The sequence below is a fragment of the Flavobacterium sp. NPDC079362 genome, assembly GCF_050267765.1.
GTDB classification, from domain to species: domain Bacteria; phylum Bacteroidota; class Bacteroidia; order Flavobacteriales; family Flavobacteriaceae; genus Flavobacterium; species Flavobacterium azizsancarii.
Window position 1 is genome coordinate 1 of the sequence record NZ_JBNNFM010000062.1, and the last position, 11887, is coordinate 11887.

The following is an 11887-nucleotide window of genomic DNA, read 5'->3' on the forward strand; positions in this document are numbered from 1 at the left end:
GTAATTTCTTTATATCAATTTCAGTATTCTTTTTAAATTGACCGTAAAAATAGCCATTGCACCTTGCATACTATCCCATAAGATGTTGCTCTGTCTTTAGCAAGAAAAAGATTGGAAGGACAGCGGGAAATAGCTTCAAAAAAATCTAATAAAACTTTATCTCTGCAAATCTTCTCGTATAGAGTTAATTATGAAAATATATCGCAGAATTGTATAACGACTAATTTATGGTTTTTGAGGAATTTTGATATAACAAATTTCTAAGTTATTAACCTCAAAATTTTTCAGTCATGCCAGATGCAAGAATTAAAAACGAAAAACAATATCAAGCACTTTTAGAAATTGGGTATAGTAAAGAAAAAGCAGCCCGAATTGCCAATACGCCAGATTCTGGCGAAAAGGGCGGAAGAGCAAAACCATATGACGAATGGACAAAAGCTGAATTATACGAACAAGCCAAAAAAGTTGGAATCGCAGGACGCTCGTATATGAGCAAAAAGAATCTGATTCATTCGTTGCAAAATAACTAAAGAAGGTTTACAAAAAAAAAAACATTTTTTTTACATCAAGCACTATGCGTTTTTTAGATAAGTGAAACGACTTTTTTTTAAGCAAACAAAAGATATGGTTTTATGTATTTAAAGATGTTTGAATAATCGAAACCAACATTAGTAAAATAGAGTTTAAAAATATAAATGCCACAATAAACAAACAAAACGATCATGAATGCAGCTGCAAAAACCGAAAAACTAATGAATCAATTGATCAAAACACCGCATTTGGTAATTGATAAATTAGATTTAGTTTATGTAAACAATCAAAAGTTGCCTATAGAACGATGCAAATGCGATGATGGATTTGTTTATAAAAAGAATGGACGGTGTATTAAACAAAAAAGCGAACTGAAACGCTTTAGCAGTTTGGTGCTTCCGCCGGCTTGGGTAAATGTTCAGATTTCGGATTTGCCAAACGGACATTTGCAAGCAGTGGGTTTAGATGTGAAAAATCGAAAACAATACAGATATCATCCTAAATGGAATTTGATCCGCAATCAGACCAAATTTTATAAAATAGCCGAATTTGGAACTAAGTTGCCTTTGATTCGAAAACAAGTCGATGAAGATCTTGAAAAGAAAGAATGGTCTAAAGAGAAAGTGGTTGCTCTTGTGATTCGATTGATGGAGGAAACACACATTAGAATTGGAAACGAGAAATATGCCAAAGACAATAAATCATACGGATTGTCGACTTTGCGAAAACGCCATATCAATATCAATAAAAATACGCTTCGGTTTGAATTTACAGGAAAAAAAGGGGTACAGCATACAATTACGACCCGAAATAAAAAATTAGTAAAATTAGTTAGTCGCTGCGAGGAAATTCCGGGTTGGGAAGTTTTTAAGTATTATGATAAAAACGGCGAAAGAAAAGTGCTCGACAGCCATATGGTCAACGAATATTTGCATGAAATCTCAGGAGAATATTTCAGCGCCAAAGATTTTAGAACCTGGGCAGCATCGATTGTGTTTTTTGAAACTTTGATGGAGATAGGAACTACAACAGACGAAAAAGAAATTAAAAAAAATATTTTATCTGCCTTTGATACAACGGCCAAAGCCTTGGGAAATACCAGAAATGTATGCAAGAATTACTATGTTCATCCGTTATTGGTTTCGACCTACGAAGATGGTTCGATCCAGCAATATTTTGATCGGGCAAAAAAATGCCGAAGCACGAAGGAACATTTTTCGCATAGCGAAATTGCGTTTTCAGAACTTATTCAGAACTATCAGATCAATTTATTGTAAATCAGGTTTGATAGCACTAAAAAAATAATGTTTAGAGTTAATACATCTCTTTAAAAAGTATGAAATTTGAGTAACAAACAAAATCATTATCAACTAAAAAACACAAGCTTATGTTACGTTATACAGTCATTTTTATTATTCTTGCGATCATCGCCGGAATATTTGGTTTTGGAGGAATTGCTGCAGGAGCCGCAAGTATTGCCAAAGTTTTATTCTTCATATTTTTAGTCTTATTTATTATATCACTAATTAGCGGAAGAAAAAGAATTTAGTCAGCAAATAAATAACAATTAAAAAACGACACATATATCTCGGTAAATGTGTCGTTTGCATTTAAAAAATAAATATTATGGGAACTAAAAGTGGTGCTTATCAGGATGTCTACATAAAAAGAGACAGTGAAATGGTGAGTTTAAAAAACGATGTAACAGATTTTTGCGAGAAATATATAAAACCTGTACATCCTGAAAATTGGGATTGGTCGACACGTGATTTCGAAAATCCTGACAATGACCCTACAATTGCCGAAGCAAGGGCGATAGGAAATGTCGTTTTTAACGATTTAAGCGATCAAAAAGAAACAGATGTTGATTTGTCTACCATGAACAATGTTGAGTCGATTAAGGCTTATTTAAATCCAAAAAGCAAATACCACGCTTTTAATATGGAAGAATTTGCTTTTGCGTTGAAAGTAGAACTCGAACACGGAAAAATTAAGGATGTTAATGTAACCAATAATCATCCGTTTTTAACAGCAATGATAGCATTGGCGCATATGACCGAAAGTCTGACGTACTACAAAAGACTGAAAGTAATGGAGGCAGAAGGTGAAATTTATGAAATCATGCGTAAAATCGATAAAGTCACAACAGGAAAAGATAAACTACTGGAAGAACTAATTAAAGCCGAAGAAGAACTAAAAGAGGCAAGGGCAGGACTGGCAGAACGCCTGGAAAAAATGGACGATATCCCGGTTCTTGAAATTATTGGGGATTAGTTTTTTTTAGGTTCAAAATCACAAAGGTTCAAAGCAGCAAAAGACAAAGTATAGAAACTTTGAACCTTTGCGACTTTGAACCTTTGTTCCTTTTTAATTTTTTGAAAAAAAATTAAAACTTCCTCGGATATTCTACATCTTCTTCCTGAACATCATCTTCGATGTATTCATCCTCTTCTTCATCCTCGTCGTCATCGATATCGTCCAGATCATCTTCGGTTTCATTTAAGTCTTCCTCTTCTCTTTCCAGAGATGCCTCAGACGGATTATCAAGTTCGTCATTTACATCATCGACATTGTTGCCGTTCTGATCCAGTTTTTCTTTGTATAAATCATCGCTATCATGCTTTAGATCATCTTCGTCATGAAAGTCATCGTTCAGGTCTTCTTCGTCATCAAGTTCATCTGGATTTGGTTTATCGGGATTATGACCATTTCTAACGGTATAACCACGTTCAGCGATTTCTTTGTTACTATCATCGCCTTCTTTCATTTCATCGATATTATACATTTCTTCGTTCATAAGTGTATTTTTATCTGTCGTATCTGGATTCTGATTTCTAGGATCTCTATTTCCTTTAATCATGCTGTTTTTTTGATCTGTAGTATTCATGATTTCTGTGTTTTAATATTTTTATATTACAAATCTATAACGAAACCCACCGATTGTATTATAAAATTATGTGATGTAATTGTATAATTAACAGATGGTTATATTTTATTTAAGTTTACAACAAAAAAAAGACCGATATGTAAATAACAGTCTTTTGTGTTTAGTATGTTCAGAAACATTAGTTATCGTTTCTTTCTAAATCATCATCATCAAAATGATCTTCGTCTTCGATATGTTCTTCGTCATCCAGATTGTCAACATCAATAATTTCAAATTCTTCGTCCTGATTATTGTTGATGTAGTCGTCCTCATTTACTGCCTGTTCTTCATTTGGGATATTTTCATTTCTTGCAATATTGTCTTTCTTAAGAAGATTGTCAATCGCATTATCAATTAAAATAGCCGTATCAACATCTAAATGTCCCCTTTGATATTTTTGTTGAAAGTAAAGTTCAGCTTCCTGATAGGTATAGTCTGTATATGTTTTCATTGTAATATGTTTTTTTAATATTGATACTACAAATCTATCTCTCAAAGCAAAAAAATGTCTTACAGAATTCTAAAATCTAATTGTATAATATACAGGTGCTTAGAATGAAATTTTAACTTATAATAGTATAACCGGCCTGATAATCAAGATGGTAATTTTATCAAATATTAATTAACAAAAATTATTACCATGAAAAGTACAGATAGCAAAAAAGAGACAGCTTCTAAACCAGAAGTAAAAAAAGGAGCTACAAAAGCAAAGTCAGATGCAGCGTCAGGACTGACAGAATTATTTGAAGATGGATTAAAAGACATTTACTGGGCCGAAAAGGCTTTGACCAAGGCAATACCTCTCATGACCAAAAACGCAACGTCAGAAGAGCTAATAGACGCTTTAAACAATCATTTGATCGAAACCGAAGAACATGTAACAAGATTAGAGAAGGTTTTTGCGCTAATTGGTAAAAAAGCTTCGGCAAAAAAATGCGATGCGATGGCCGGCTTAATCGAAGAAGGGAAAGGCATTATTGAAGAAACAGAAATTGGAGTTGTGCGTGATGCAGGTATTATCGCGGCAGCACAAAAAATAGAACATTACGAAATTGCTACATACGGAACTTTAAGACAATTTGCAGAAACTCTTGGTTTGCCTGAAGCTGCCACAATCTTAGAACAAACACTTGACGAAGAAAAAGGAGCTGATAAAAAACTTACAGAAGTGGCTGTAAATGCCGTAAATCTTGAAGCTGCAGAAGCAGATTAATTCACAACATAAATATCCTGAAAAGTGCGACCGCCAGGTTGCACTTTTTTTAGTTTATAAATTTAAAATTGATATTATGCCAGAAGGTCCGTCTATAATAATTCTAAAAGAAGAAGTACAGCAATTCGCGGGACAAAAAATAATCGAAGTTGATGGAAATAGTTCTATTGACATTGAACGTCTCAAAGACAAAACAATTCTTGATTTTAAAACATGGGGAAAACATTTTTTAATTTGTTTTGATGATTTCACCGTTAAGATTCATTTGCTCATGTTTGGAACATATCGAATAAACGAACGCAAAGAAACCAAGCCAAGATTGAGTATGATTTTTTCTAACGGAGAATTGAATTTTTATACATGCTCAGTTAAAATTCTCGAAGGCGATATTAATCTTTATTACAATTGGAGCGAAGATGTAATGAATGAAAAATGGAATCCCAAAAAAGCAAAAAAAAGTTTAGATAAAATTCCGGACGAAATGATTTGTGATGCAATCCTGGATCAGAATATTTTTTCGGGAGTAGGGAACATTATTAAAAATGAAGTTTTGTACCGATGTAAAATTCACCCCGAATCTTTGATTGGAAAAATCCCGTCTAAAGATTTAAAAAATATTATCAACGAATGTTCGATTTATAGTTTTGAATTTCTGGATTGGAAGAAAAACTATGAATTAAAAAAACATTGGCTCGCTTACACCAAAAGTGTTTGCTTGCGATGCAATCTTCCCATTCACAGGAAACACACAGGGAAGAGAAATCGCAGAAGTTTCTTTTGTACCAACTGTCAAAAACTACACGTATGAAAAATCAGGTTTTAATAGGCTGCTCAAGTTTCAATAATCGCTTTTGGAGAGGGATTTTCTATCCTGACAACTTGTCATCTTCTAGATGGTTTGAGTTTTATTGCCAGTACTTTAGCACGTATGAGTTCAACGGAAGCTTTTATAAGTTTCCAACAGTTAGAATATTTGAAAACTGGTACAAAAAAACACCCGAAAATTTCATTTTTTCCGTAAAAGCACCAAAAGAAATTACGCATATTAAGAAATTTTCTGATTGTCAGGACCGTATAAATGAGTTCTATAATGTATGCAAAACAGGTCTGAAAGAGAAATTAGGCTGTATTTTATTCCAATTTCCTCCCAGTTACCAATTTAGCACCGAAAAGCTCCATCAAATCATCTCTAATTTAGATTTAAACTTTCAAAACGTGATCGAATTTCGTCATGAAAGTTGGTGGAATGAAGAAGTTTGGAATGCATTTCGAGAAAATAATATTACGTTCTGCAGCGTCAGTCATCCGCAATTACCGAGCACTATTTTTAAAGATTTTCCGCTAATTTTTATTAGATTACATGGAAAACCCAAAATGTTTTACTCCAGTTATCTGCCTAAAGAGTTGCTTTATATAAAGGAAGTAATACATTTAAAATCAGCATTTGTGTATTTTAATAATACTGCAAGTGAGGCAGGGGTCCTGAATGCTTTAGAACTAAAACATATGTTGGAATGATGTTTTTGAGTATTTGAAAAATTTAACTGTAAAATACTATGGTATTCGATCAGAATTTATCAATTTATGAACAAGAGAATCGTATTTAGCATTCGAAGTATAGTATTTTAATCAGGTGCAATTCTCACTTCTGTCAATACGATAAAAAAAACACAATCTTGGTCATTTCTACAAAGGAGAAATCGCATCTAATATTCGACAAAAAACGCAATCTCTGTCATTTCGATGCAGGAGAAATCGCATCCAATATTCGACAAAAATGCTTCAATCTAGTGTGATCTCTCCTCTATCGAGATGACAAAAAAACGCAATCTGTGTCCTTTCGACGAAGGAGAAATCACATCCAATATTCGACAAAAATGCTTCTAATCGAATGCATTTTTTTCTTGATTGCGATCATGAAAACCCAATCTGTGACATTTCGACGAAGGAGAAATCGCATCCAATATTCGACAAAAAATGCTTCCAATCTAGTGTGATCTCTCCTTGGTCGAGATGACAAAAAAACACAAAAAAAAGATCGGTAGTTTCTATTTTAGAAACTACCGATCTTTTTTTTACTTTTTAAATACTACAATTTCAAAGTGCCTTCAATCCCGTCGTCCATGGTTTTTCCGGTTACAAAAGCAGTTGCCATTTTTGCTATGGCGACCATTTTTCCGTTTTTATTGTTCCAGTAATAACCATCTTCCGGAACTACCTTAATAACACTTAAGTTGGGATCATCTTCGCCTTCGGGCATCCAAACTTTTACAATTGGATCGTACAATTCTTTAATTGTTTCCCTATCATATGATATACTTGCGCTCCCATGCAGTGTCAGGAATTTATCGTGTGGCTCAGAGAAAAACAGTTCGACTTGCGGGTTAAGGCTTATCTCTGCATTTACGTTGCTATTTCTGTCAGATAAGAACCAGAGCTGACCTAAATCGTCAATTTTCTGGACTGACATTGGGCGTGATTGCAGTCTGTATTCATTATATGTACAAAACATACACGTTTTTATGTTTTCTGCAAGATTTTTTATTTTATCTACAGCAAATTCGTTTGTAAGGTCTTTATGATCTCCCATGACTTTATTTTTTATAATTTATAACTGATTAATTTGTTAATACGCTCATTTTATGAGTAATATGTGTGTGATTTTTGTTTAACACTACATACTAACAAAATTCAGATTTTTGCAGCTTTTGAGCTTACACAATTAGATTTAAAAATTATGAGATTTCAATTACTAAATTTTTATTTGTTACTCTAAAAGCAATTGATTTTTCTATAAATTTGGTTATCTTTGAGGGAGAAAACACCCAATTTACAAATAACACATGACTGATTTTACTATATTTTATACTGATGATGATGAAGATGATTTGAGCATTTTTACAGATGCAGTAGAGTCATTGCCAAAAAAAATTACACTTCAAACATATAGTGGGGGAGAAAAATTATTAGATGCTATTTATAATCCGCCACCTACGCCGCATGTAGTTTTTTTAGATTTGAATATGCCAGGAAAAAACGGATTCGATGTTTTGACTGAGCTTAGAAATTCTGAAATAAAAAATGATATTCCGGTTATTATCTTCTCGACTTCAAATGAACCAAGTATAATAGAAAGATGTCGCATTTTAGGCGCTAATTACTTCATTACAAAGCCCGTTTTGATGAAAGATATTATAAAGTCTATTAATCACGCCTTAGAGATCGATTGGAAAAAATTTAATCCAACAGATAAAGACTTCGTTTATAAGTTATAATAAACCTACTGTAATTCAGGAATGTAAATATCAAAAGTGGCGCCTTTATTCTTTTCGCCACTTGCTGTGATAATTCCTTTATGGTTTTCTACAATCTTTTTTACAATAGCCAGGCCTATTCCTGTGCCTGCAAACTCAGTATCAGTGTTTAAACGTTTGAATACTTCAAAAATACGTTCCTTGTATTCGGCGTCAAAACCAATTCCGTTGTCCGAAATCTTAAGATGATAATACATTTTATCAGGGAAATCGACAAGTTGTTTTATCTTATTACCTTTAATTCTGTTAGCTTTAATTTCTATGATTGGAGATATGCCTTTTTTAGAAAACTTAAGGGCATTTCCAATTAAATTATGAAGCAATTGTCTGAATTGAAACGGAATAATTGTAGCTTCTCCTAATGGATTAAAAATAACCTGAGCATTTTTTTCTTCAATACGTTCTGAGAAATCACTTATTATTTCTTCGGCAATATCATCAAGATTCACTTTTACAAAGACTCTTTCGGCGGAGTTTGTTCTCGAATATTCTAAAAGGTCCTGAATTAGAGTCTGCATCCTTTTTGCTGCAACTTCAATTCGGCTGAGGTAAGTTTTGGCTTTCGCCGAAATATTCTGCTCATCTAAATCTGATAATCGGCTTGCGAAGGTTTGAATTTTTCGGAGTGGTTCCTGCAAATCATGACTCGAAATATAGGCAAAAGACTGCAGTTCAATATTCATATTGATTAAATCCCTGTTTTTAATTTCTAACTGTTCCGTGCGTTCAGAAACTTGTTTCTCAAGCTGGTTTGTAAAATTCTTTTGATCCTGAATGTCAGTACTTGTACCTACCCACATCTGAATTTTTCCTGTGTTATCTTTTTGAGCAATTGCACGGCTTAACTGCCATCTGTATTCGCCATCATGACGAAGAAAACGATGTTCTAATAAAAAATCATTTCCTGTTTTTATAGCCTCTATCCAGGCATTTACATTTGCTTCCCGATCTTCAGGATGTACAATCTGAAGCCAGCCTTTTTTTACAATTTCGTCAACAGGAATTCCGGAATAGGTATAAACAGATTGATTAAAATAATTTAGATTCCCCAACGAATCACTTGTCCAGATATGCTGTGGCATAGAGTCGGCGAGGAGTCTGAATTTTTCCTCACTTTTTATCAATGTCTCCTGATTGTTTTTTTCATCCGTGATATCTATAATAGTCCCCAGCATTTTTACGGGTTTTTTGTTCTCGTCAAAAAATATCTTCCCATGTGCTTTTATCCAGCAAATAGAATTATCCGGTTTTATAACGCGTGATTCGTATTTGTAAATACTTGTTTTCAGTGCTAAATTATAGGCGTTTTCAAGAATAATCTGATCATCAGGATGAACCTGAGCTTTAATCTGTGCGCGGGTTATTTTAGATACTTTATCATGTCCAAAAATAGTTGCGAGATTTTCTGAGTAAATTAAATCCTGAGTTACAATATTTAAATCCCAAGTTGCAATTTCGGCAATTTCAACAGCTAATCTGGCACGTTCCTCGGCAACTTCTACCTTTTTTCGGGCTTCTACTTTTGATGTTATATCAGTTACAGTTACCATCACTCCTGAGGCTTTCCCTTCTTTTTCTAATAATGGAGTGTATTGATAATCAAGATAAAACTTTTTAAGTTCTCCTTTTATGTCTATGTATGCAATTGCTTCGTTTTCGCGAATAATTTTTTTATTCAAAACAACCTGATCGAGGAGTTCCGGGTATTTTTGTTCTGATAATTCCGGGAAAACTTCCAGAATGGGCTTACCTATAGTTTCCTTTTTCTTTCTTTGCCAGATGGTCTTCATCATGGTATTGTTGGCCATCTCGATAATGTGATCTTTCCCTCTAAAAATTGCCATTGCAATAGGAGAATCCATTACTAAATTTCTAAAAGCTTTTTCACTTTCAGTTAAAAGATGCTTTGCTTTTACAGCTTCAGTAACTTCGTGAGCCACAATAATAACTCCTTCAATATTGTTGTTTTCTTCTCTTAAAGGATGAAAAACTAAATTAAAGTAACAAACTTCCTGTTTGCCGTAACGATTTAGAGTAACTTCTAATTCATCCGAATAATAGGGAATGCCTTCCTGATAAACCTTAGAGAGTAACGGATAAACAGTCTCTTTTGCTTCAGGAACTGATTGAAATATGGGTTTGTTTAAAACATAGTCTTCAGTTTTATCAATGATCTGAAGATAAGTACTATTAGCCATTTCAACCATCAGATCGGGACCTTTAAGAATCGCTATTCCAAGCGGAAGCTGTTTTACAGTATTCCTGAAACGTTTTTCACTTTCCTCAACCGCTGTTCTGGCAATAACCTGTATAGTAACATCATTGGCTATTGCAACAATGCCGGAAATGGTTCCGTCCGGTTCTTTTAATGCTTCATAAACGACATTGATAAAAGTATTTTCGATTTTACCTTTTCGGGTTAACTTAACGGGTAATTCGTATGCTGTAAATCGTTCTCCTGTAGTATATACGTTTAGTAAAACATCCTCAAGTCCTTGACCTGTAACCTCGGGCAATGCTTTAAAAATGGGCTGATTGATTACTTCTTCTATCTTTCGTTCCCAAATTTCAAGCATTAATTCGTTCGCAATTTCAACAACATAATCGTTGCCCCTAAAAATGCACATCGCATTAGGAGTCTGAAGAATATTATTGCGATAGCGTTCGTTGTTATCTTCTAAATTTTTAAGGATTTTTACCTTATCAGTTGTTTCATTGCAAATAACCAGAACTCCATCTACTTTTCCATCATCATTATTTACGGGACTATAGCTAAAAGTCCAGTAAACATCTTCCATTTTCCCGTTTCTGTATATAGGCAAATATTGGTCTTCATGCCATGTGGCTTCACCCAAAGTAAGAACCTGATCGATTAATGGTTTAATAAAATCCCAGATTTCCGGCCAGAACTCAGCTCCTTTTTGTCCCAGTATTGCAGGATGTTTTCCGTCATTTCCCAGACTTGGGCGATAAGCATCATTATAAAAACAAATTTGTTCCGGTCCCCAAAACAAAAACATTGGAAATTTTGAGTTTAAAAGAATTCCTAAAGTAGTACGCAAACTTTGCGGCCATGAATCAATAGCGCCAATTGGAGATTTTGTCCAGTCTTTTGCACGCATTAATGCGCCCATTTCGCCTCCGTTAGTAAGGAAATTGTGATTTAAAGTACTCATTAAAAGTTGTTTCGTTTTGGTGAACACAATATAGTAAACTTAATAAATAACATTGTTTGCAAATATTGTATTTAGATAATTGTTAAAATTAGTAAAATATTTATTGATTTGATTTTGATTTTTTGAATGAGCTAATTTTTAAATCAATTGAGTTAATTTAATTTGAATTGAATGATGAAATTTGATTTAACAACAGATTTGAAAAAATCTTAAACTCAATCGAATCATGAAAAAAGAGCAAAAACACGAAACTGACTATATAAAAAAGTACCAGGACGAAGGTTATACTTCTAATTTTTTATTTACAGATGGTACCTTACTAGATTCGGAGACAAAATATGCATATGCACCAAATGAGATTTTTATTGTAGCACATCACCGTTACGAAGGAATGAGTGACCCTGATGATATGTCTATTTTGTATATAATCGAAACAAAGGATCAGATAAAAGGAACACATTTAATAGGATATGGTCCAACTGCTGATCTGGAAGAAGCTGAATTTTTTAAAGATATCCCAAAGGCAAATTATGCTAAGAATGCGGATATCAATGAACTTACATAAAATAAAATAGAGAGTATTTTTTATTTTGCTGGGGAGCAGTTGTTTCAGATTTATCTGGAGCAGCTGCTTTTGTTGTGTGCCCAGCATGGGCGATAACTCTAGGGTGTAAGTCCCGAACACGCCTTTACAGTGGGAAGTGTTAGCTGAATGCAAGGGTGTCCA

13 protein-coding genes are annotated in these 11887 nt (G+C 33.7%); 9 read left to right on the forward strand and 4 right to left on the reverse strand.

Features of this window, described 5'->3' with window-relative positions; genetic code table 11:
- Positions 1-290 precede the first annotated feature (290 nt).
- The 4 genes from ACQKCJ_RS24265 to ACQKCJ_RS24280 all read left to right on the forward strand — a co-directional run bounded on the left by ACQKCJ_RS24265 (position 291) and on the right by ACQKCJ_RS24280 (position 2805).
- Complete coding sequence (locus ACQKCJ_RS24265) at positions 291-530, forward strand: DUF7218 family protein (RefSeq protein ID WP_271338107.1); 240 nt, start codon at positions 291-293, stop codon at positions 528-530.
- Between the two features lie 192 nt (positions 531-722).
- Positions 723-1808, forward strand: a complete 1086-nt coding sequence (locus ACQKCJ_RS24270) for a DNA topoisomerase IB (RefSeq protein WP_271338104.1) — start codon at positions 723-725, stop codon at positions 1806-1808.
- Between the two features lie 110 nt (positions 1809-1918).
- On the forward strand, positions 1919-2080 hold the full coding sequence (locus ACQKCJ_RS24275; protein ID WP_271338103.1) for a DUF1328 family protein: 162 nt from the start codon (positions 1919-1921) through the stop codon (positions 2078-2080).
- A 77-nt stretch (positions 2081-2157) separates the two neighbouring features.
- The gene (locus ACQKCJ_RS24280; protein WP_271338101.1) at positions 2158-2805 is read left to right on the forward strand and encodes a DUF5661 family protein; all 648 of its coding nucleotides are present in this window, start codon (positions 2158-2160) and stop codon (positions 2803-2805) included.
- 112 nt (positions 2806-2917) lie between these two features.
- On the opposite strand, the gene ACQKCJ_RS24285 is transcribed toward ACQKCJ_RS24280, so the two are convergent.
- Both ACQKCJ_RS24285 and ACQKCJ_RS24290 read right to left on the reverse strand, forming a co-directional pair.
- Entirely contained in the window at positions 2918-3418 is a 501-nt protein-coding gene (locus tag ACQKCJ_RS24285) for a hypothetical protein (protein ID WP_427403110.1), read from the reverse strand.
- A 178-nt stretch (positions 3419-3596) separates the two neighbouring features.
- Positions 3597-3908 (reverse strand): hypothetical protein, encoded by a 312-nt coding sequence (locus ACQKCJ_RS24290; protein ID WP_271338097.1) that lies wholly within the window; start codon positions 3906-3908, stop codon positions 3597-3599.
- A 189-nt stretch (positions 3909-4097) separates the two neighbouring features.
- Between ACQKCJ_RS24290 and ACQKCJ_RS24295 the strand changes: the two genes are divergently transcribed.
- The 3 genes from ACQKCJ_RS24295 (at position 4098) to ACQKCJ_RS24305 (ending at position 6188) form a co-directional block, all read left to right on the forward strand.
- Positions 4098-4670, forward strand: a complete 573-nt coding sequence (locus tag ACQKCJ_RS24295) for a ferritin-like domain-containing protein (RefSeq protein ID WP_271338095.1) — start codon at positions 4098-4100, stop codon at positions 4668-4670.
- A gap of 76 nt (positions 4671-4746) precedes the next feature.
- Positions 4747-5478, forward strand: coding sequence for a DNA-formamidopyrimidine glycosylase family protein (locus ACQKCJ_RS24300; protein ID WP_427403111.1), 732 nt, complete (start codon positions 4747-4749; stop codon positions 5476-5478).
- Entirely contained in the window at positions 5475-6188 is a 714-nt protein-coding gene (locus ACQKCJ_RS24305) for a DUF72 domain-containing protein (RefSeq protein ID WP_427403112.1), read from the forward strand. Before ACQKCJ_RS24300 ends, ACQKCJ_RS24305 begins: the two co-directional genes overlap by 4 nt.
- 571 nt (positions 6189-6759) lie before the next feature.
- On the opposite strand, the gene ACQKCJ_RS24310 is transcribed toward ACQKCJ_RS24305, so the two are convergent.
- Positions 6760-7260 carry a pyridoxamine 5'-phosphate oxidase family protein gene (locus ACQKCJ_RS24310; protein WP_271338089.1) on the reverse strand — a complete coding sequence of 167 codons (501 nt, stop codon included), beginning with the start codon at positions 7258-7260 and terminating at the stop codon, positions 6760-6762.
- Positions 7261-7513: 253 nt separating this feature from the next.
- Here ACQKCJ_RS24310 and ACQKCJ_RS24315 point away from each other — a divergent pair, with 253 nt between their 5' ends.
- Entirely contained in the window at positions 7514-7945 is a 432-nt protein-coding gene (locus ACQKCJ_RS24315) for a response regulator (RefSeq protein WP_271338087.1), read from the forward strand.
- Positions 7946-7950: 5 nt separating this feature from the next.
- Here ACQKCJ_RS24315 and ACQKCJ_RS24320 read toward each other — a convergent pair whose 3' ends face one another.
- A complete protein-coding gene (locus ACQKCJ_RS24320; RefSeq protein ID WP_427403113.1) occupies positions 7951-11160 on the reverse strand; it encodes a PAS domain S-box protein in 3210 nt (1069 codons plus the stop codon).
- Positions 11161-11386: 226 nt separating this feature from the next.
- Between ACQKCJ_RS24320 and ACQKCJ_RS24325 the strand changes: the two genes are divergently transcribed.
- On the forward strand, positions 11387-11725 hold the full coding sequence (locus ACQKCJ_RS24325; RefSeq protein WP_271338084.1) for a hypothetical protein: 339 nt from the start codon (positions 11387-11389) through the stop codon (positions 11723-11725).
- Positions 11726-11887: the final 162 nt, after the last annotated feature.

What these genes read in the sequence shown, in the direction of transcription:
- ACQKCJ_RS24300 (WP_427403111.1), top strand. Translation starts at nt 4,747, where the DNA reads ATGCCAGAAGGTCCGTCTATAATAATTCTAAAAGAAGAAGTACAGCAA.
- ACQKCJ_RS24310 (WP_271338089.1), bottom strand. Translation starts at nt 7,260, where the DNA reads ATGGGAGATCATAAAGACCTTACAAACGAATTTGCTGTAGATAAAATA.
- ACQKCJ_RS24275 (WP_271338103.1), top strand. Translation starts at nt 1,919, where the DNA reads ATGTTACGTTATACAGTCATTTTTATTATTCTTGCGATCATCGCCGGA.
- ACQKCJ_RS24290 (WP_271338097.1), bottom strand. Translation starts at nt 3,908, where the DNA reads ATGAAAACATATACAGACTATACCTATCAGGAAGCTGAACTTTACTTT.
- ACQKCJ_RS24315 (WP_271338087.1), top strand. Translation starts at nt 7,514, where the DNA reads ATGACTGATTTTACTATATTTTATACTGATGATGATGAAGATGATTTG.
- ACQKCJ_RS24295 (WP_271338095.1), top strand. Translation starts at nt 4,098, where the DNA reads ATGAAAAGTACAGATAGCAAAAAAGAGACAGCTTCTAAACCAGAAGTA.
- ACQKCJ_RS24320 (WP_427403113.1), bottom strand. Translation starts at nt 11,160, where the DNA reads ATGAGTACTTTAAATCACAATTTCCTTACTAACGGAGGCGAAATGGGC.
- ACQKCJ_RS24265 (WP_271338107.1), top strand. Translation starts at nt 291, where the DNA reads ATGCCAGATGCAAGAATTAAAAACGAAAAACAATATCAAGCACTTTTA.
- ACQKCJ_RS24285 (WP_427403110.1), bottom strand. Translation starts at nt 3,418, where the DNA reads ATGAATACTACAGATCAAAAAAACAGCATGATTAAAGGAAATAGAGAT.
- ACQKCJ_RS24270 (WP_271338104.1), top strand. Translation starts at nt 723, where the DNA reads ATGAATGCAGCTGCAAAAACCGAAAAACTAATGAATCAATTGATCAAA.
- ACQKCJ_RS24325 (WP_271338084.1), top strand. Translation starts at nt 11,387, where the DNA reads ATGAAAAAAGAGCAAAAACACGAAACTGACTATATAAAAAAGTACCAG.
- ACQKCJ_RS24305 (WP_427403112.1), top strand. Translation starts at nt 5,475, where the DNA reads ATGAAAAATCAGGTTTTAATAGGCTGCTCAAGTTTCAATAATCGCTTT.
- ACQKCJ_RS24280 (WP_271338101.1), top strand. Translation starts at nt 2,158, where the DNA reads ATGGGAACTAAAAGTGGTGCTTATCAGGATGTCTACATAAAAAGAGAC.